Source organism: Pseudomonas kitaguniensis, assembly GCF_049199985.1.
Classification (GTDB): domain Bacteria; phylum Pseudomonadota; class Gammaproteobacteria; order Pseudomonadales; family Pseudomonadaceae; genus Aquipseudomonas; species Aquipseudomonas kitaguniensis.
The window spans coordinates 559919-579015 of record NZ_JBLZPT010000001.1; the positions used below are offsets into that span (position 1 = coordinate 559919).

Sequence of the window (19097 nt, forward strand, 5' to 3'; positions counted from 1 at the left end):
CCTCCCACATGTATTATTTGCGTTCCGCCAACACCTTGAGTGCTTGCGCCGCCGCCTGCTCTTGCCCGGCTTGGGCCGTAGCCTTTGCAGCGTCGCGCCAACGCTGCGCGTCGACCTTCGCTGGCAACTGGCTCGGGCGCTGCGTGAGAATCGCCCAGTGCCCGGCGCTTTTCCATGCCGATTCAAAATCACTGAAGCTCATCAGCCGCCGCCGGTCCATGCCCGAGCGCAGCAACACGGTGCTTTTCTGTTGATTGAAGCCCACCACCACCACATACCGCGGGCCGGACCAGAAGCTTGAGTTGATGCGTGCCATCACCGGGTAACCCGCCGCCACCTGCGCCAGCACGGCCGTCAATTGGGCGTCCAGCGGGTACACCATCAACCCGTACTCACGCGCCAACACCTGCATGTTGCGCTCAAGGTCGGCCTCGCCACCCGGCAAGTGCAGGGGTTTGTCGAGCAAACCGGGTGTCATGACAATGCCTTCTTGCGACAGCATGCTAGCCAAAGCCGAGGGGCCACTCAGGTACGCTTCGCTGCGAAACGCAGGCACGCCGTTAAGCTCGACGCGCTCCGGCAGGCCGGCAAGTTTCGACGGCTGCCCGGCGCAGGCCGCAAGGCCCAAGGCGCAGGCCAACAACAGGGAGGTTTTAACGTTCGACCGTAACCGCAATTTTCTACTCTCTTGATCAACTGCCGCTGAAGGCCCTGATCATAGGGCGCACGGCAACGCCGGTATAGCCTTGAACGCTAGTAAACACCCTGGATAGTGCAAACACGTTGGACAGCCATGACCATTGGTCAATAGCAAGCAACCGTGAGGCAGCTAGACTGTCCATTGAAAAGACTGTGTGTGCCCCCTGCGGGGCGAAAGGAGGCCAGAATGAGCCTTGCAACGACGATTTTCCTGTTGGTCTGTGGTTGGCTGGCGGTCGCCAGCGCCATGTTGTGGGGGGTCATGCGCGTGACTCGTCGGCATCACCACCCCCACGTTAAACCCGCTGCGCCCGCCAAACCGCACAAGGCAGCGGTGCACCACGCCTAGCCAGGCATGCAATTGAAGTCTTGAGTGGCCGCGAGTTCCTTGCCGTGGCCGTCTTCAAGGACGGCGCGCACAGTGCTGCCCAGGCTCGACTCTACCAACGTGTAATGCTTACCCGCCTGGAAATGTTTGTACTCGACCCGCCCCTGGCACTCCTGCTGATTGTCGTCGCCGGGCTCTTCTTCAAATAACGTCACGTCGAGGCGATGGTCCCCCGGGCTCACTTCAAAATAGCGCCCGTCATCCACGCGTTGGCCGTCGACTCGCTCGGCCATCAGGTCGTTCGGCGCTTCCTCTTTCAAGCCAATCCACGCCTCGCTCGGGTCCGCCTTGGGAATCGGGCCGGCGCACGCCGACAACAATAATACGGCGGCAAGGGCAGGCATCAACAACAGGGGTTTCAGTGACATGGCAGGGCTCCAAAAGACCTCAATAAAAAACACTGGACGGGTGTCGAATGTGTCCGCGTCCGATGGGCTACAAGCTTGGAGAGCTGCGCTTTTTAGAACAAATGAATCCATATGAAACGATCTTCAGCCGCTAACTAAATGTTCCTTCACCTGGCTGAAAGGTGCGTGTTAGGTGGGTCGGGCAAGACTGCCGGGGTTTGCAATTCTGCTCCCTCGGAGGTTCACGCATGCTCGGGCTGGTAAAGACCGCACTGCACAAGCCGTACACGTTTATCGTGTTGGCCATATTCATCTGCATCATCGGGCCGATGGCGGCCCTGCGAACCCCTACGGATGTGTTTCCCGATATCGGCATCCCCGTGGTCGCCGTGGTCTGGCAGTACAACGGCTTGTCACCGGACGCCATGGCCGGCCGGGTGATTTACACCTACGAGCGCTCCCTGAGCACCACCGTTAACGACATCGAGCACATCGAATCGCAGTCGTTGCCCGGCATGGGCATCGTGAAAATCTTCTTCCAGCCCGGCGTGGATATACGCACCGCTAACGCCCAGGTGACGGCAGTCTCACAAACCGTGCTGAAGCAAATGCCACCGGGCATCACGCCGCCGCTGATCCTCAACTACAGCGCCTCCACGGTGCCGATCCTGCAAATGGCATTTTCCAGCCCGAGCCTCTCGGAAGCGAAGATTCGCGACCTGGTGCAGAACAACATTCGCCTGCCGTTGAGCGCCCTGCCCGGCCTGGCGATGCCGACCCCGATGGGCGGCAAGCAGCGCCAGATCACCCTCGACCTCGACCCGCAAGCGTTGGCCGCCAAAGGCCTGTCGGCACAGGACGTGGGCAATGCGCTGGCGTTGCAGAACCAGATCATCCCGGTGGGCACCGCCAAGCTTGGCCGCAACGAATACACGATATTGCTCAACAACAGCCCCAAGGCGATTGACGAGCTGAACGACCTGCCGATCAAAACCGTGGACGGCGCGATTATCACCATCGGCCAGGTGGCTCACGTGCGTGACGGCTCACCGCCGCAAACCAACATCGTGCGTGTCGACGGCCACCGCGCGGTGCTGATGCCTGCATTGAAAAACGGCAGTATTTCCACCCTGTCGATCATCGACGGCATCCGCCAGATGCTGCCGCGCATCAACGAAACCCTGCCGCCGTCGCTGAAGACCTCACTGCTGGGTGACGCCTCGGTGTTCGTCAAGCAATCAGTGGGCAGCGTGGCCCAGGAAGGCATCATCGCCGCCCTGTTGACCAGCGCGATGATCCTGCTGTTCCTCGGCAGTTGGCGCTCGACGCTGATCATCGCCGCCTCGATTCCCTTGGCGGTGCTGTCGGCCATTGCGCTGCTGGCCGTCAGCGGGCAAACCCTCAACGTGATGACCCTCGGCGGGCTGGCATTGGCGGTGGGCATTCTGGTCGACGACGCCACGGTGACCATCGAAAACATCAACTGGCACCTTGAGCAAGGCAAGGCAGTCAAGACTGCGATTCTGGATGGCGCCGCGCAAATCGTCGGCCCGGCGTTCGTCTCGCTGCTGTGTATCTGCATCGTGTTTGTGCCGATGTTTTTGCTGCAAGGCATCGCCGGTTACCTGTTCCGGCCGATGGCGCTGGCGGTGATTTTTGCCATGGCCAGCTCGTTCATTCTTTCGCGCACGCTGGTGCCGACACTGGCGATGTTCCTGCTCAAGCCGCACACGCCGGAACAAGGCGCAGGCCATCACCCCGAAGATCAATTCATCAACCACCATGAAGGTGAGCAGCACGCGAAACCACGCAACGCCGTGCTGCAGTCGGTGCTGAATTTTCAGCAAGGTTTCGAACGGCACTTTTCGAACATCCGCGACACGTACCACGGCCTGCTGACGTTGGCATTGGGCACTCGCAAGCGTTTTATCGCAGGCTTCCTGGCCTGCGTACTCGCCTCGTTCCTGCTGTTGCCAAGCTTGGGCCAGGACTTTTTCCCGGCCACCGACGCGGGCGCCCTCGCCCTCCACGTGCGCTTGCCGCTGGGCACGCGCATCGAAGAAAGCGCGGCGGCGTTCGACCGTATTGAAGCGCGGATTCGCGAGGTTATTCCGGCCGATGAACTCGACACCATCGTCGACAACATCGGCATTCCGCTCAGCGGCATCGACATGGCCTATAGCAGCAGCGGCACCATCGGCCCGCAGGACGGTGATATTCAAGTCAGCTTGAAGAAGGACCACGCGCCCACCGCCAACTACGTGAAAAAACTGCGCGAAGCCTTGCCGCAAAGTTTCCCCGGCAGCCACTTTGCGTTCCTGCCGGCCGACATCAGCAGCCAGATCCTCAACTTCGGTGCGCCGGCCCCGCTGGACGTGAAAATCTCCGGGCGCAGCGATGCAGAAAACCGCGCCTACGCCGTCGAACTGGAACGTCGCCTGCAACATGTACCGGGCATTGCCGACCTACGTATCCAGCAGTCCACCGGCTACCCATCGCTGCAAGTGAATGTCGACCGCCTGCGCGCCAATGGCTTGGGCATTACCGAACGCGACGTGACCAACAGCATGGTTGCCTCGCTTGCCGGCAGCTCCCAAGTGGCGCCGACGTTCTGGCTTAACCCGGCCAACGGCGTGTCGTACTCCATCGTCGCCGCCACCCCGCAATACCGCCTCGACAGCCTGCCGTCGCTTGCGGCCTTGCCGGTCACCGGCGCGAATGGCCAGTCGCAAATACTCGGCGGCCTGGCGAGCATTTCCCGCGTGCAGAGCCCGGCGGTGGTCACCCATTACAACATCCAGCCGACGCTGGACCTGTACGCCAACGTGCAAGGTCGCGACCTCGGTGGCGTGGCGCGCGACGTGCAAAAAGTGCTCGACGACACCGCATCCATGCGCCCCAAAGGCGCGGTTATCAGCCTGCACGGGCAGATCGATGCGCTGCATGAAGCCTTCAGTGGCTTGAGCTTCGGCTTGCTCGGCGCGGTTCTGCTGATTTACCTGCTGATCGTGGTCAACTTCCAATCCTGGGCCGACCCGTTTGTGATCATCACCGCCTTGCCGGCCGCACTCGCGGGCATCGTGTGGATGCTGTTCCTCAGCGGCACCTCATTGTCGGTGCCCGCACTCACCGGCGCCATCTTGTGCATGGGCGTGGCCACCGCCAACTCGATTCTGGTGGTGAGCTTCTGCCGTGAACGCCTGGCCGAACATGGTGATGCGCTGAAGGCGGCCATGGAGGCCGGTTACACACGTTTTCGCCCGGTGTGCATGACCGCCTTGGCGATGATCATCGGCATGCTGCCGCTGGCACTGTCCGAGGAGCAAAACGCTCCGCTCGGGCGCGCGGTGATCGGCGGTTTGATCTTCGCCACCGTCGCCACATTGTTGTTTGTTCCCGTGGTCTTCAGCCTGGTCCACGGTCGTCACCCTACTCGCGCTGCAGTTGGAGAAACCCCACATGTCGTCTGATCACAAACCCTCGCGCAAGCGTCTGATGCTCATGGGTGCCGGCGGCCTGACGCTGGCAGCGCTGTTGGTCGCCAACGGCCTGCACGCCCGCACGCTGCATGAACAATCGGTTACCGCCTGGACCGAAACCGCCGCCATCCCGCAGGTGATGGTGTTTCAACCTCAGCAGAACGTGGCGGGTGACACCCTGCGCCTGCCTGCGCACTTGGAGGCCTGGAGCAAGGCGCCGATTCACGCGCGGGTCAGCGGCTATTTAAAAGATTGGAAGGCCGACATCGGCACGCAGGTCAAAGCCGGGCAAATACTGGCGGAAATCGACAGCCCCGACCTCGACCAGCAACTGGCGCAAACCCACGCGCGCCTGGTGCAAGAGCAGGCCAACGCCCGCCTGGCTGAAACCACCGCCACGCGCTGGCAAAACCTGCTGGCCAGCCACTCAGTGTCGCGCCAGGAGGCCGATGAAAAAACCTCGAACGCCGCCGCCGCCAAAGCCAACGCCCAAGCTGCTGCCGCCGACTATGCGCGGCTGTCGGCACTGGAAAGCTACAAGACTATTCGCGCGCCGTTCGCCGGCACCATCACCGCGCGCAACACCGACATTGGCCAGTTGATCAAGGCCGACACCGACAGCGACCCCGAGCTGTTCAACCTCGCCGACACGCACCAATTGCGCCTCTATGTGCCGGTGCCGCAGAACTACGCGGCGGTCATCCACACAGGCCTTGAGGCCGAACTGACGGTGCCCGAACATCCCGGCGAGCACTTCAAGGCGCGCCTGATCGGCGACTCCACCGCCATCGACCGGCGCTCCGGCACGCTGCTCGCGCAGTTCGTTGCCAACAACCCCAATGGCGAGTTGCTGCCCGGCGATTACGCCGAAGCCAGCCTGCCGATTCCGGCCGACACGCATGGCGTGAGCATCCCGGCCAGCGCGCTGATCTTCCGCGCCCAAGGCACCCAAGTTGCGCTGCTGGACGCGCACAACCAGGTACACCTGCAAGACATTCACATCGGCCTCGACCTCGGCGAGCGCCTGGTGATCGACCAGGGCCTGAAACCCGCCGACCGTGTGGTCGACAACCCGCCCGATGCGCTGCGCGAAGGCGACCGCGTGCAACTGGCCGACGCCGGAGGTGCGCATGCGCCCAAGGCTTAAGCCGTTCGCCGCATTGATGCTGCTGGCCTTGCACGGCTGCTCGATGGCGCCCACCTATAAGGTGCCGTCGATTGACCTGCCGGCGGGCTACCGCGAACAGACCAGCGATGGCCCGTGGCACAGCGCGCAACCGTCCGACCAACTGGCCCCGCAGTGGTGGACGCTGTATAACGATTCGCGCCTGAATGACCTGCAACAACACCTGCTCACGGCCAACCCGGACCTGGCGGCGGCACTCGCGCACTTCGATGCCGCGCAAGCCTATGCCAGCCAATTGCATGCCGGGTTGTTCCCGCAGATCAGCGCCAGCGCGCAACCGTTGCGCCAACGCCAATCGGACTCGCGGCCCTTGCGCGGGAGCACCCAGCCGTCGATCTACAACAGCAACAGCGCAGGGTTTTCGCTGAGCTACGACGTGGACCTGTGGGGCAAAATTCGCAACCAGGTGGCGGCCGGTGATGCCCAGGTGCAAGCGTCGGCGGATGACCTGGCGGTGGCGCGCCTGAGCCTGCAACAGCAACTGGCGACGCTGTATGTGCAGCTCAATGGGCTGGATGCGCAAACGCGAATTCTCAACAGCTCGCTGGATGACTTCAGCCAGGCGTTGCAACTGACGCGCAGTCGCTACGAAGGCCAGATAGCGTCGGAGCTGGACCTGACGCGTGCGCAAAACCAACTGGCCGAGGCCAAGGCCCAGTTGGATGACGTGCGCGGGCAACGCAACCTGACCGAGCATGCGATTGCCGAGTTGACCGGCGTGGCGGCCAGCGACTTCAGCTTGCCAGCCAGCCCGCACTTGATTGCGTTACCGGCGATTCCGTCGCAGTTGCCGAGCCATCTGCTACAACGCCGTCCGGACATCGCAGCGGCGGAACGCAGAGTGTTTGCGGCCAACGCCAATATCGGCGTGGCCAAAGCTGCGTGGTACCCGGATTTCAGTTTGACCGGGTTGATTGGCGGGCAGACGCAGGGCGTCGGCAATCTGCTTTCGGCGGGCAATCGCTACTGGGCACTCGGGCCTTTGGTTAACCTGCCGATCTTTGACGGCGGGCGTTTGAGTGCCAACGAACGCCAAGCCAAGGCCGAGTTTGAACAAGCCTCGGCGCAGTACCGCAGCCAGGTGCTCAAAGCCGTGCGCGAGGTGGAAGATAACCTGGCGCAGCTACGGGATTTGCAGCAGCAGGCGCAGGATGAGCAAGCGGCGGCGGACGCGGCGCAACACACGCAAGCCTTAGCGATGAACAGCTATCAAGCGGGGGCCGTGAGTTATCTGGACGTGGTGACCGCGCAGACGGCGGCGTTGCAAGCGCAAAGGGCATTGCAAGCGGTGCAGACGCGCCAGTTACAGGCGAGCGTGGGGTTGGTCACGGCGCTGGGGGGCGGTTGGCAAGCGGGCGGTTGATTAGGGAACCGAGTTGGCCCTATCGCGCGCAAGCCCGCTCCCACAGGTGAGGGTATTACATCGGTTTTAAGCAGTGGCGAGGTGGGCACGCGGCGTCGAAACTTCGTACACTGCGCGCTCCTTCCGATTGATTGGTATTGCACAATGTTGATCAAAAAAACCCTGACCACCGTCGCGCTGCTTGCCTCTTTGCTTGGTGCCTCGGCGGCGTTTGCGCATGCCCACCTGAAAAATACCACGCCTGCCCCCCACAGCACGGTTGCCGCGCCAGCCGACCTGCGCTTGAGCTTCAGCGAAGGTATCGAGGCCACCTTCACCAAGGTGTCGTTGAGCAAAGACGGCACCGAAGTCGCGATCAAAGGTCTCGACACCCCGGACGCCGACAAGAAAACCCTGGTGGTGACGCCCGCCGCCCCGCTCGCGCCAGGTCAGTACAAAGTGGTGTGGAACGCAGTCTCGGTCGACACCCACAAGAGCAACGGCGAGTACAGCTTCAACGTCGGCCAATAACCCATGGCGACGCTGCTGGTGCTGTGCCGCTTCATGCATTTCATCGTCGTGTTGTTGATGTTCGGGGCCTGTGTGTTCAGGCCCTGGCTGCTCGGCGCTGAACCGCAGCCGGCACTGGACCGGCAACTGCTGCGCATTACTCGCGCGCTCGCGTGGCTGGGATTGGGTTCCGGCGTGGCGTGGCTTTTGTTGATCACGGCGAGCATGGCCGGCAGTTGGGACGCGGCGCTGCAACTGACCACGGTGCAGTTGGTGCTGGGCAAAACCTTTTTTGGCCAGGTGTGGGTCTGGCATCTGCTGCTTAACCTGCTGCTGGTTATTGCGCTGATCAAACCCTGGCCGGCGTTGCGCCTGCCATTGCTTGCGCTGCTGTTGGCGACGCTGGCACCGGTAGGCCATGGCGCCATGCTCAGTGGGCTTGGCGGGCAATTGCTGATGCTTAATCAAGTGGTGCATTTGGTCTGCGTCGGTGCCTGGCTCGGCGGTTTGTTGCTGCTGGTATTGATCCTCAGACGGTCGCATGAGCACGCGCTGCAACCCGTTCTCACGCGCTTCAGCGGCGCAGGTTACGCCCTGGTCGCGGGCTTGGTGCTGACGGGTTTGATCAATGTTCGTGTGTTGACCGGGCAACTGTGGCCCACGCCTTTGTTCAGTGGTTTTGCGTTGATTTTGTTGATCAAGGTGCTGCTGGTGCTGGGAATGTTGGGGCTGGCATTGCTCAACCGGTTGCGCGTTCGGGAGTGCGAGCGACGCGTGGGCGCGTTGCAGGCCAGTGTGATGCTCGAATGGTTACTGGGGATTGGCGCAGTCGGCGCTGTCTCGCTGCTCGGCACGCTGCCGCCGATGGTCACGGCGGGCCAGGCTTTTTAAGCTTTCTGTGGGAGCGGGCTTGCTCGCGATTGCATCAACTCGGTGTACCTGATGCACCGAGGTGCCCGCATCGCGAGCAAGCCCGCTCCCACAAAATCGGGGAGGTCATCGTATAACTTCTGATTGACACACCGCAAAAACACAGCAAATATCCGCTCCCATGTTGTACGACGACGTATAACAAATAATAAAAACAAAAAAAATAGGGAGCTTCACTGTGAGTCAATTCGCCCGCAATTCCTCTGCGCGTCTCGGCCTCATCGGCCTCGCCAGCCTGGCGTTTACCCTGCCCCACGCCGCCTGCGCCGAAGGCTTCATCGACGATGCCAAAGCCTCGCTCAACCTGCGTAACGCCTACTTCAACCGTAACTTCACCAACCCTGGCAACGCGCAGGGCAAGGCCGAAGAGTGGACGCAGAACTTCATTCTCGACGCCAAGTCCGGCTACACCCAAGGCGCCGTGGGTTTCGGGATTGACGTGCTGGGCCTGTATTCGCAAAAACTCGATGGCGGCAAAGGCACCGGCGGCACGCAATTACTGCCCATCCACAGCGACGGTCGCCCGGCCGACAACTTCGGGCGCCTGGGTGTAGCGCTGAAAACCAAACTGTCGAAGACCGAACTGAAGGTCGGCGAATGGATGCCGGTGCTGCCGATCCTGCGCTCCGACGACGGCCGTTCGCTGCCGCAAACCTTCCGTGGCGGCCAGGTCACGTCGAATGAAATCGCCGGGCTGACCCTCTACGGCGGGCAGTTTCGCGGTAACAGCCCGCGCAACGACGCGAGCATGGAAGACATGTTCATGAACGGCAAAGCGGGGTTCACCTCCGACCGCTTCAACTTCGGCGGCGGCGAATACAGCTTCAACGACAAGCGCACCCAAGTCGGCGTGTGGTACGCCGAGCTGAGCGATATTTACCAACAACAGTATTTCAACCTGACTCACAGCCAACCGGTCGGCGACTGGACCCTGGGCGCCAACCTGGGCTTCTTCAACGGCAAGGAAAACGGTAGCGCCTTGGCCGGCGAACTCGACAACAAAACCGCGTTCGCCCTGCTGTCGGCCAAGTACCAGGGCCACACCTTCTACGTGGGCCTGCAAAAACTGACCGGCGACAGCGCGTGGATGCGCATCAACGGCACCAGCGGCGGCACCCTGGCCAACGACAGCTACAACGCCAGCTACGACAACGCCAAGGAAAAATCCTGGCAAGTGCGCCATGACTTCAACTTCGTGGTGCTGGGTGTGCCGGGGCTGACCATGATGAACCGTTACATCAGCGGCGATAACGTGCACACCGGGGCGATCACCGATGGCAAGGAATGGGGCCGCGAATCCGAGCTGGCCTACACCGTGCAAAGTGGCGCGCTGAAAAACCTGAACGTGCGGTGGCGCAACTCGACCATGCGTCGGGATTTCAGCACCAATGAATTTGACGAAAACCGGATTTTCGTCAGCTACCCGATCTCGCTGCTGTAAACAGTCGGCCTCCTCGCCAAGGGAAATTCCCTGTGGGAAGGGGCTTGCTCCCGATGGCGGTATGTCGGTCACAAAATGTATTAATAATACACCGCCATCGACAGCAAGCCGCCTCCCGCATTTGGCGTTCCACCGCCTGCAAGAGCGTTGACAACGTCGCGAATTCCTACCAATACTTCGGCATAGTCATACGACAACTTACAACAACAATGGAACCCTCATGACCACGACCACCACCACGCCCGTTCCATTCAACCGCCTGCTGCTCACCGGTGCCGCAGGCGGTTTGGGCAAAGTCTTGCGCGAACGCCTGCGCCCTTACGCACAGGTGCTGCGCCTGTCGGACATCGCCAGCATGGCCCCCGCCGCCAGCGAGTCCGAAGAAGTACAGACCTGCGATCTTGCCGATAAACACGCCGTGCACCATTTGGTGGAAGGCGTCGATGCCATCCTGCACTTTGGTGGCGTCTCGGTAGAGCGCTCTTTCGAAGAAGTCCTCGGCGCGAACATCTGCGGGGTTTTCCATCTTTACGAAGCCGCGCGCCGGCATGGCGTGAAACGTGTGATCTTCGCCAGCTCCAACCACGTGATCGGCTTCTACAAACAGGGCGAAACCATCGACGCCCACTCGCCGCGCCGCCCGGACAGCTACTACGGCCTGTCCAAGTCGTACGGCGAAGACATGGCGAGTTTTTACTTCGACCGCTACGGCATCGAAACCGTGAGCATCCGTATTGGTTCCTCGTTCCCTGAACCGCAAAACCGCCGGATGATGCACACCTGGCTGAGTTTTGATGACTTGACCCAGTTGCTCGAGCGCGCGCTGTACACGCCGAATGTCGGCCACACCGTGGTCTACGGCGTGTCGGATAACCTCGACACCTGGTGGGACAACCGCTACGCCGCGCACTTGGGTTTTGCCCCCAAAGACAGCTCCGAAGTGTTCCGCGCCAACGTCGAAAGCCAGCCACCGGTTGCCGCCGATGACCCGGCCAAGGTCTATCAAGGCGGCGCGTTCTGCGCCGCTGGGCCGTTTGGTGACTGAACGCCCATCAACCCAACGGAATGAGTTGCCATGAATGCTGAATTGATCGTCGACGCCCGGAATGCCGTAGGCGAATGCCCGGTGTGGGTGCCAGAGGAAAACGCGCTGTACTGGGTGGATATTCCCAACGGCGGCTTGCAACGCTGGAGCGCCGCCAGCGGCCACGTCGCCGCCTGGACCGCGCCGCAGATGCTCGCATGCATTGCCCGCACCACCGCGGGCAACTGGGTTGCGGGGATGGAAAGCGGGTTCTTCCAACTCACCCCGCACAACGACGGCAGCCTCGACACCACGCCCCTGGCAAGTGTGGCGCACCCGCGCGCAGACATGCGCTTGAACGACGGCCGGTGTGATCGCCAGGGCCGGTTTTGGGCCGGCAGCATGGTGCTGAACATGGCGGCGAATGCGGCCGAGGGCATCCTCTACCGCTACGCGACAGGTGCTGCGCCGCACGCTCAATTAGACGGGTTTATCACGCTCAACGGCCTCGCGTTCAGCCCGGATGGCCGCACCATGTATGCCTCGGATTCGCACCCGTTGGTGCAGCAGATCTGGGCCTTTGACTACGACATCGACACCGGCACGCCGTCCAATCGCCGCGTGTTTGTGGACATGCATCAGTTCCTCGGTCGCCCCGACGGTGCCGCGGTGGACGCCGAAGGCTGCTACTGGATCTGCGCCAACGACGCCGGGCTGGTGCACCGTTTTACCCCCGACGGTCGCTTGGACCGTTCCCTCACCGTACCGGTAAAAAAACCCACCATGTGCGCGTTTGGCGGCAGCCGGCTGGACACCTTGTTCGTCACCTCGATTCGTGATGACCAGAGCGCCCAGTCGCTGGCCGGCGGCGTGTTCGCCCTCAACCCTGGCGTAACCGGGCTGCCCGAACCAAGTTTTATCCTCTAGCTGCACCGCTGCGCCTTGAAAAAAACAATAACAAGACTGGAGAGCTACCCCATGGATTTCAAACGCACCTTGCTGGCCGCTGTACTCCCTCTCACCCTCCTGTGTGCCAGCGCCGCCCACGCGCTGGAGATCAAGTTTGCCGACATCCACCCCGACGGTTACCCAACGGTGGTCGCCGAGAAGAACATGGGCGCCGCGCTGACCAAAGAGAGCAATGGCGAACTGACCTTCAAGTTCTTCCCCGGCGGCGTGTTGGGCTCCGAGAAAGAAGTGGTCGAACAAGCCCAGGTCGGCGCGATCCAGATGGCGCGGGTCAGCCTCGGCATCGTCGGGCCGGTGGTGCCGGACGTGAACGTGTTCAACCTGCCGTTCGTGTTCCGCGACCAGGCGCACATGCGCAAGGTGATCGACGGCGAAATCGGCGATGAAATGCTCGCCAAGATCACCGACTCCGAGTTCGGCCTGGTGGCCCTGGCCTGGATGGACGGCGGCACACGCAACCTCTACACGAAAAAACCGGTGCGCAAGATCGAAGACCTCAAAGGCATGAAGATCCGCGTGCAAGGCAACCCGCTGTTCATCGACGCGTTTAATGCGATGGGCGCCAACGGCATCGCCATGGACACCGGCGAGATTTTCAGCGCCTTGCAGACCGGCGTGATCGACGGCGCCGAAAACAACCCGCCAACCCTGCTTGAACACAACCACTACCAGAACGCCAAGTTCTACACGCTCACCGAACACTTGATATTGCCTGAGCCCATCGTGATGTCGAAAATCACCTGGAACAAGCTCACGCCTGCGCAACAGGGCATGGTCAAAAAGGCCGCCAAGGTCGCCCAAGCCGATGAGCGCGTGCTGTGGGACGCCAAGTCCGCCAGCAGCGAAACCAAGCTCAAGGCCGCCGGTGTCGAGTTCATTACGGTCGACAAAAAACCCTTCTATGACGCCACCGCAGCGGTTCGCGCCAAATACGGTGCGGCGTACGCCGACACCATCAAGCGCATCGACGCCGTTCAATAACCTCCCCTGCCCTTGCACAGGCCCGGCGCGCTCGGCTGCTGTGTAGCCAGCCGCGCCCGGTTACGGTGAACGCCATGAAGAATTTAGTGTTGCGCATCAACGACCGCATTTACATGACCTGCATCTGGGTCGCCGGCCTCTCGGTTCTGGGGGTCGCGTTGATCATTCCCTGGGGCATTTTCGCCCGTTACATCCTTGGCACCGGCTCCAGTTGGCCCGAGCCTACCGCCATCCTGCTGATGCTGGTGTTCACCTTTATCGGCGCCGCCGCCAGCTACCGCGCCGGGGCGCATATGTCGGTGGCGATGATCACCGACCGCCTGCCCCCGCAACAACGCCGCCTCGTCGGCATTTTTTCGCAACTGTTGATGGCGACCGTCTGCCTGTTTATGACGATTTGGGGCAGCAAGCTGTGCATGTCCACCTGGAACCAGTTCATGAGCGCCATCCCCACCCTGCGCGTGGGCATCACGTACATGCCGATCCCGATTGGCGGGCTGCTGACGCTGGTGTTCGTGCTGGAAAAACTCCTGCTCGGTGACCAGAGCCAACGGCGCGTGGTGCGCTTGGACCTGGTTGAAGAAAGCGAAGGGGCTGCCTGACATGGACGCATTGATTCTGTTGGGCAGCTTTAGCGCGTTGATCCTGATCGGCATGCCGGTGGCTTACGCCTTGGGGCTTTCCGCACTGATTGGCGCGTGGTGGATCGACATTCCGTTCCAGGCCTTGATGATTCAAGTGGCTGGCGGCGTGAACAAATTTTCGCTGATGGCGATTCCGTTCTTCGTGCTCGCCGGGGCGATCATGGCCGAGGGCGGCATGTCGCGCCGTTTGGTGGCCTTTGCCGGCGTGCTGGTGGGCTTCGTGCGCGGCGGTTTGTCGTTGGTCAACATCATGGCCTCGACGTTTTTCGGTGCGATTTCCGGTTCGTCGGTGGCCGACACCGCCTCGGTCGGCTCGGTGTTGATCCCGGAGATGGAGCGGCGCGGCTACCCGCGCGAGTTCGCCACGGCGGTGACCATCAGCGGTTCGGTGCAGGCGCTGCTGACGCCGCCCAGCCATAACTCGGTGCTCTACTCGCTGGCGGCCGGCGGCACGGTCTCCATCGCCTCGCTGTTCATGGCCGGTATCGTGCCGGGCCTGTTGATGAGCGCGTGCCTGATGGTGCTGTGCCTGATCTTCGCGAAAAAACGCGACTACCCCAAGGGCGAAGTGATCCCGCTGAAGCAGGCGCTGAAAATTTGCGCTGACGCGTTATGGGGCTTGATGGCGATGGTGATCATCCTCGGCGGCATCCTGTCGGGTATTTTCACCGCCACCGAGTCCGCCGCGATTGCCGTGTTGTGGGCGTTCTTCGTGACCATGTTCATCTACCGCGACTACAAATGGAGCGAGCTGCCCAAGCTGATGCACCGCACCGTGCGGACCATTTCGATCGTGATGATATTGATCGCGTTCGCCGCAAGCTTCGGCTACATCATGACGCTGATGCAGATTCCGTCGAAGATCACCACGATGTTCCTGACCCTGTCAGACAACCGTTACGTGATCCTGATGTGCATCAACGCCATGCTGCTGCTACTCGGCACGGTGATGGACATGGCCCCGCTGATATTGATTCTGACGCCGATTCTGCTGCCGGTGATTCTCGGCATCGGCGTCGACCCTGTGCACTTCGGCATGATCATGCTGGTGAACCTCGGTATCGGCCTGATCACCCCGCCGGTGGGCGCGGTGTTGTTTGTCGGGGCGGCGGTGGGCAAGGTCAGTATCGAGAAAACCGTGAAAGCGCTGCTGCCATTTTATGGCGTGCTGTTCCTGGTATTGATGGCCGTGACCTACATCCCGGCGCTGTCGCTGTGGTTGCCAGGCCTGGTGCTGTAAACCATTTGATCAACTGTGGGAGGCGGCTTGCTGCCTCCCACCTTATTTATCTGCCGTGTTGGTTCTAATTCATACGCCGGGACACCCCCATGCCTGCACACTTCGTCGAACTCAACGATCAACTCACTCACCTCACCCTGGCCCCCGCCGTGGGTGGCAGCATCGTCAACTGGACCGTGCGCGCCAGCGGGCAACCCCTGCTGCGCCATAGCGATGAGCAGGCTGTGAACACCGGGCTGCCAGGCAAGCTGGGCTGTTATCCCTTGGCGCCGTGGTCCAACCGCATCGCCCACGGCGGTTTCGACAACCCCGAGGGCTGGCTGGCGTTGGCGCCGAACAGCCTCACCGATCCGCTGCCGATTCACGGTTCGGCCTGGCAACAGCCGTGGCAGGTGGTCAGCCAAACAGCGGATGAGGTGGTGCTACAGGTGCTGTGCGACGCGCCGTTCGCCTACCGCGCCGAACAGCGTTTTCGGTTGCGCAACGGTGAATTGAGCATCAGCGTGCAGGTGACTCACCTGGCCGAAAAAGCCGCGTGGCATGGCGTGGGGCTGCACCCGTATTTGCCGCGCAGGCCAGGCACGCGTTTACACGCCAAGGCCGCGCAGGTGTGGCTGAGCGATGCGTCGAAGCTGCCTACCGGGCTGGCGCCAGTGCCTGATGAGTGGGACTTTGCGCAGCTCAAAACCCTGCCGGAGGGCCTGGTCGACAATGCCTTTTGCGAGTGGGATGGCCGCTGCGTGATCGAGCAGCCAGAGCTTGGGTATACGCTGGAATGCCAGGCCAGCGGCGCCGATTACTTTCTGCTGTACTGCCCGCCGGGGCTGGCGTTTTTTTGTGTCGAGCCGGTGAGTCATCCGGTGAACGCCCATCACCTGCCCGGCAAGCCGGGGCTAAAACTGCTGGAACACGGCCAATCAACCCACCTGAATTTCAACCTCAAATACATGCCAACGGTGTAAGTGTCACGGCGGGCTGTTTTTCAAGCGCCCCGCCGTGTCGATACTCACCACCACCGATAACCCCGGGCGCAGGCGCTCACTCTCGGCCTGATTCGGGTCGACGCTGATCCGTACCGGCACGCGCTGGGCGATTTTCACAAAGTTACCGGTGGCGTTGTCGGCCTGCAACAGGCTGAACTCGGAACCGGTCGCCGGGGAAATATGCTGCACTGTGCCGTGAAACTTGCGATGGTTCAGCGCATCCACCGTGAAGGTGACCGGCTGGCCGACCTGCACGTTGTCCATCTGGGTTTCTTTCATGTTGGCGATCACCCACAACTGCGGCGGCACCAGCGCCATCAGTTGCGCGCCGGAATTAACGTAGGCGCCGAGGCGCACGCCAATCTGCCCCAACTGGCCGTCACGCGGCGCGGTGATGCGGGTGTTCGACAAATCGATGCGCGCCAGCTCCACGGCCGCATCGGCACTGGCGACGGCGGCTTCCAGTGAACCGCGATTGACGATCACGCTTTGCAGGTCCTGGCGGGCGATTTCGAGGTTGGCCTGGGCCTGTGCGACCGCTGCGACGGTCTGCGCATTCGCGGCGCGCGTCACGTCGAGCTCGCGCTTGGACACCGAGCCGTCACTGATCAGTTCTTCGTTGCGGCGCAAGTCGGCGGTACTTTTGCGCGCCTGGGCCTGGCTGTCGACCAGCGCGGCCTGGCGTAATTTGATCGTCGCTTCGGCGCTGTTGCGTTGCTGCACCGCATTCGCCAATGCGGCCTTCTGCACCGCGCGCTGCGCCAGCGCTTGATCAAGGCGCTGTTTGTAGATGCGGTCATCCAGGCGCACCAGCAGGTCGCCGGCCTTGACGAACTGAAAGTCCTGCACCGGCACTTCAAACACGTAGCCGCTCAGTTGTGGGCCGATAATCGTCACCTGGCCGCGCACCAGCGCGTTTTCGGTGGTTTCCACGGCGCTGCTGAACGGCGGCAATTGCCAGGCATACAGCACGATCAGCACCCCCACGATGGCGATCGCGGCAAAGCCTAACGACGAGATAACACGCACCCGCAGCGAGCGCGGTTCGGTCACGGTAGCGCCCGGCGGCGCGGTGCCTTCCGGGGTCGAAGCGATGGCGTTGGTGGTCGTGGTGGTGGAGGTTGTTTCGGTCATGTAGAAACGCCGCTGGGTTGAACGGGAGGGGCTGCTGCTTTGGTGGTGCTCATCAGCCACAGGCTGCGGATAAAGATCCAGGTCGTGGTGAGTACCGCGATGATCGCGATCAGCATGAACACATCGTTGTAGGCCATCACATTCGCCTCACGCGTGGCCGCCGTGGCCAGGCTGCGAATGCCCATCAGGTTGCGCAATTCGGGGTCGGCGATCACCCCGCCATAGGCCGCGCCGCCACTTTGCACACGCGCCGCCACACGCGGGTCAAGCAGCGTCAGGTGCTCAACGATCATGCTCGAATGGTACTTCTCGCGCACGATCTGAAAGGTGCCCAACAACGCCGCGCCAATCAGGCCGCCGAGGTTCTGGCAAATACCGAACATCACCGAAAAACTCACCAGGTTGCGCGGGTTGGTCAGCACGTTGCGGGTGCCCAGCACCATGGTCGGCCCTAGAAAAAAGGTGCCGCCAAAGCCTAGCAGGAATTGGCTGATGTAGAGGTTCTGCGGGCGGGTCAGGTTGCTCGAAAAACTGTCCATCACCGAGCCGGTGGCCATCAGCGCCAGCGAGATAATCAGTGGCATAAGCAGGTGCGCCGGGTTGATCGTCAGCGCACTGACCACCAGCCCGGCAATCGCCCCGGCCAACATCACCACGTACAGCGTGTGCATCTGCTCGTAGCTCATGTTCAACATCTGCATGAAACCCACGGCGCCGGTGGATTGCTCGGACAGCACCATGCGAATCAGCACCACCGCCAACGCCAGGCGAATCATCACCCCGCTGCCCAGCCAGCGCGTCATCAGCAACGGGTTCGTGCGGTTATGCTCGATGGCCAGGCCGGCCATGATCAGCACCAGCGAACAGGCCGAGGCGACGCCGATCCACGGGGCTTCCAGCCACCAGTCGATACGCCCCAGCGACAGCACCGCGCAGAGCAAGGCCACGCCCGTGGCGAGAATACCGAAGGTGAGGAAGTCGAGTTTTTCAAAGGTTTTGAAGCGATCACCCGGCGGCAACTTCAGCAGGAACACGCAGCCCAGGCAAATCAGCGCGAGGCCCAGCTCAAACAGGTACAGCCCGCGCCACTCGGCGATTTGCAGCAAGTCTTCAGAAAACAATCGCGCCAGCGGCAGCGCCAACTGCGCGGTGCCCAGCCCGAGTACAAGGGCTTTCATGCGCCACTTGGCCGGGAACGCCTGGATCATGTAGTACAACCCCAGCGAACTCAGCGCCGCGCCCACCATGCCGTGGGCCGCGCGCACCGCGATGGCCGAACTCAGGTCGTTGACGAACAAGTGGCCGAAGGTCACCAGCGCGTACAGCACCAGGAACACCTCGGTAAATGCACGCAATCCGAATTGCTGGCGAAACTTGACCAGCAGCAGGTTCATGCACACGTTGGTCATCACATAGGCGGCGGGCAGCCAGGCCATTTCGGCGGTGGTCGCGCCGAGTGCGCCTTGCAGGTATTGCAGGTTGGCGATCACCAGCGCGTTGCCGAGCCCACCGGTTATTGCCACCAGCATGCCCACCAACGCGAACGCCCAGCGCTTTGGGTTGCTGTGCAACGGCGTCGACGGCGAACCCGGCAAGCTCGGTCGCTCGTGGGGCTGCCAGGTGTGTGGGGTGTATTTATCCATTGCATGACCTTGGTGAGCCGACGTGCAAGGTCGGTGGCGCATTGACTCCAGGCGTAGTAAACCTGAGAGGCGTTCATTTTGTCATGCCAGGGACACAATTGATCTATTCAGGCGGCACACTCGAAGGTGGGAGCGCTGGGTGTGTCAGTTGAGAACT

17 protein-coding genes are annotated in these 19097 nt (G+C 61.8%); 13 read left to right on the forward strand and 4 right to left on the reverse strand.

What is annotated here, in order from left to right; genetic code table 11:
- Nucleotides 1–13: 13 nt before the first annotated feature.
- Nucleotides 14–676 (reverse strand): peptidase C39 family protein, encoded by a 663-nt coding sequence (locus tag ACOZK9_RS02715; protein WP_421555223.1) that lies wholly within the window; start codon nucleotides 674–676, stop codon nucleotides 14–16.
- A gap of 210 nt (nucleotides 677–886) precedes the next feature.
- Between ACOZK9_RS02715 and ACOZK9_RS02720 the strand changes: the two genes are divergently transcribed.
- A complete protein-coding gene (locus ACOZK9_RS02720) occupies nucleotides 887–1048 on the forward strand; it encodes a hypothetical protein (RefSeq protein ID WP_162839874.1) in 162 nt (53 codons plus the stop codon).
- Here the strand turns inward: ACOZK9_RS02720 and ACOZK9_RS02725 are convergent.
- Nucleotides 1045–1455 (reverse strand): PA0061/PA0062 family lipoprotein, encoded by a 411-nt coding sequence (locus ACOZK9_RS02725; RefSeq protein WP_122250855.1) that lies wholly within the window; start codon nucleotides 1453–1455, stop codon nucleotides 1045–1047. The two genes, ACOZK9_RS02720 and ACOZK9_RS02725, sit on opposite strands and share 4 nt — an antisense overlap.
- A gap of 227 nt (nucleotides 1456–1682) precedes the next feature.
- On the opposite strand from ACOZK9_RS02725, the gene ACOZK9_RS02730 reads away from it, so the two are divergent.
- From ACOZK9_RS02730 to ACOZK9_RS02785, 12 genes are all read left to right on the forward strand, one after another.
- A complete protein-coding gene (locus ACOZK9_RS02730; protein ID WP_421555224.1) occupies nucleotides 1683–4904 on the forward strand; it encodes an efflux RND transporter permease subunit in 3222 nt (1073 codons plus the stop codon).
- Complete coding sequence (locus ACOZK9_RS02735; RefSeq protein WP_421555225.1) at nucleotides 4894–6060, forward strand: efflux RND transporter periplasmic adaptor subunit; 1167 nt, start codon at nucleotides 4894–4896, stop codon at nucleotides 6058–6060. The genes ACOZK9_RS02730 and ACOZK9_RS02735 overlap by 11 nt, the downstream gene beginning before the upstream one ends.
- Nucleotides 6044–7462, forward strand: a complete 1419-nt coding sequence (locus ACOZK9_RS02740; RefSeq protein WP_421555226.1) for an efflux transporter outer membrane subunit — start codon at nucleotides 6044–6046, stop codon at nucleotides 7460–7462. The genes ACOZK9_RS02735 and ACOZK9_RS02740 overlap by 17 nt, the downstream gene beginning before the upstream one ends.
- A gap of 144 nt (nucleotides 7463–7606) precedes the next feature.
- The gene (gene copC, locus ACOZK9_RS02745; RefSeq protein WP_421555227.1) at nucleotides 7607–7972 is read left to right on the forward strand and encodes a copper homeostasis periplasmic binding protein CopC; all 366 of its coding nucleotides are present in this window, start codon (nucleotides 7607–7609) and stop codon (nucleotides 7970–7972) included.
- Between the two features lie 3 nt (nucleotides 7973–7975).
- On the forward strand, nucleotides 7976–8842 hold the full coding sequence (gene copD, locus ACOZK9_RS02750) for a copper homeostasis membrane protein CopD (RefSeq protein WP_152748391.1): 867 nt from the start codon (nucleotides 7976–7978) through the stop codon (nucleotides 8840–8842).
- A 217-nt stretch (nucleotides 8843–9059) separates the two neighbouring features.
- Nucleotides 9060–10322 (forward strand): OprD family outer membrane porin, encoded by a 1263-nt coding sequence (locus ACOZK9_RS02755; protein WP_172979387.1) that lies wholly within the window; start codon nucleotides 9060–9062, stop codon nucleotides 10320–10322.
- A 220-nt stretch (nucleotides 10323–10542) separates the two neighbouring features.
- Nucleotides 10543–11367 (forward strand): NAD-dependent epimerase/dehydratase family protein, encoded by an 825-nt coding sequence (locus ACOZK9_RS02760; RefSeq protein WP_058413402.1) that lies wholly within the window; start codon nucleotides 10543–10545, stop codon nucleotides 11365–11367.
- Between the two features lie 30 nt (nucleotides 11368–11397).
- Nucleotides 11398–12273, forward strand: a complete 876-nt coding sequence (locus ACOZK9_RS02765; RefSeq protein ID WP_058413403.1) for an SMP-30/gluconolactonase/LRE family protein — start codon at nucleotides 11398–11400, stop codon at nucleotides 12271–12273.
- 51 nt (nucleotides 12274–12324) lie between these two features.
- Complete coding sequence (locus ACOZK9_RS02770) at nucleotides 12325–13296, forward strand: TRAP transporter substrate-binding protein (RefSeq protein WP_058413404.1); 972 nt, start codon at nucleotides 12325–12327, stop codon at nucleotides 13294–13296.
- Between the two features lie 74 nt (nucleotides 13297–13370).
- Nucleotides 13371–13898 (forward strand): TRAP transporter small permease, encoded by a 528-nt coding sequence (locus ACOZK9_RS02775; RefSeq protein ID WP_421555228.1) that lies wholly within the window; start codon nucleotides 13371–13373, stop codon nucleotides 13896–13898.
- Nucleotide 13899: 1 nt separating this feature from the next.
- A complete protein-coding gene (locus tag ACOZK9_RS02780; RefSeq protein WP_421555229.1) occupies nucleotides 13900–15180 on the forward strand; it encodes a TRAP transporter large permease in 1281 nt (426 codons plus the stop codon).
- Nucleotides 15181–15269: 89 nt separating this feature from the next.
- On the forward strand, nucleotides 15270–16142 hold the full coding sequence (locus tag ACOZK9_RS02785; RefSeq protein ID WP_421555230.1) for an aldose 1-epimerase: 873 nt from the start codon (nucleotides 15270–15272) through the stop codon (nucleotides 16140–16142).
- Nucleotides 16143–16145: 3 nt separating this feature from the next.
- Here the strand turns inward: ACOZK9_RS02785 and ACOZK9_RS02790 are convergent, their stop codons facing one another.
- Both ACOZK9_RS02790 and ACOZK9_RS02795 read right to left on the reverse strand, forming a co-directional pair.
- Entirely contained in the window at nucleotides 16146–17297 is a 1152-nt protein-coding gene (locus ACOZK9_RS02790; protein WP_058413408.1) for an HlyD family secretion protein, read from the reverse strand.
- Nucleotides 17294–18940: an MFS transporter gene (locus ACOZK9_RS02795; protein WP_421555231.1), complete on the reverse strand. Its 1647-nt coding sequence runs from the start codon at nucleotides 18938–18940 to the stop codon at nucleotides 17294–17296. The genes ACOZK9_RS02790 and ACOZK9_RS02795 overlap by 4 nt, the downstream gene beginning before the upstream one ends.
- Nucleotides 18941–19097 lie beyond the last annotated feature (157 nt).

Coding starts and splice junctions, on each gene's coding strand:
- ACOZK9_RS02765 (WP_058413403.1), top strand. CDS start 11,398: ATGAATGCTGAATTGATCGTCGACGCCCGGAATGCCGTAGGCGAATGC.
- ACOZK9_RS02720 (WP_162839874.1), top strand. CDS start 887: ATGAGCCTTGCAACGACGATTTTCCTGTTGGTCTGTGGTTGGCTGGCG.
- ACOZK9_RS02770 (WP_058413404.1), top strand. CDS start 12,325: ATGGATTTCAAACGCACCTTGCTGGCCGCTGTACTCCCTCTCACCCTC.
- ACOZK9_RS02730 (WP_421555224.1), top strand. CDS start 1,683: ATGCTCGGGCTGGTAAAGACCGCACTGCACAAGCCGTACACGTTTATC.
- ACOZK9_RS02780 (WP_421555229.1), top strand. CDS start 13,900: ATGGACGCATTGATTCTGTTGGGCAGCTTTAGCGCGTTGATCCTGATC.
- ACOZK9_RS02775 (WP_421555228.1), top strand. CDS start 13,371: ATGAAGAATTTAGTGTTGCGCATCAACGACCGCATTTACATGACCTGC.
- ACOZK9_RS02725 (WP_122250855.1), bottom strand. CDS start 1,455: ATGTCACTGAAACCCCTGTTGTTGATGCCTGCCCTTGCCGCCGTATTA.
- ACOZK9_RS02740 (WP_421555226.1), top strand. CDS start 6,044: ATGCGCCCAAGGCTTAAGCCGTTCGCCGCATTGATGCTGCTGGCCTTG.
- ACOZK9_RS02790 (WP_058413408.1), bottom strand. CDS start 17,297: ATGACCGAAACAACCTCCACCACCACGACCACCAACGCCATCGCTTCG.
- ACOZK9_RS02760 (WP_058413402.1), top strand. CDS start 10,543: ATGACCACGACCACCACCACGCCCGTTCCATTCAACCGCCTGCTGCTC.
- ACOZK9_RS02785 (WP_421555230.1), top strand. CDS start 15,270: ATGCCTGCACACTTCGTCGAACTCAACGATCAACTCACTCACCTCACC.
- copC (WP_421555227.1), top strand. CDS start 7,607: ATGTTGATCAAAAAAACCCTGACCACCGTCGCGCTGCTTGCCTCTTTG.
- ACOZK9_RS02735 (WP_421555225.1), top strand. CDS start 4,894: ATGTCGTCTGATCACAAACCCTCGCGCAAGCGTCTGATGCTCATGGGT.
- ACOZK9_RS02795 (WP_421555231.1), bottom strand. CDS start 18,940: ATGGATAAATACACCCCACACACCTGGCAGCCCCACGAGCGACCGAGC.
- copD (WP_152748391.1), top strand. CDS start 7,976: ATGGCGACGCTGCTGGTGCTGTGCCGCTTCATGCATTTCATCGTCGTG.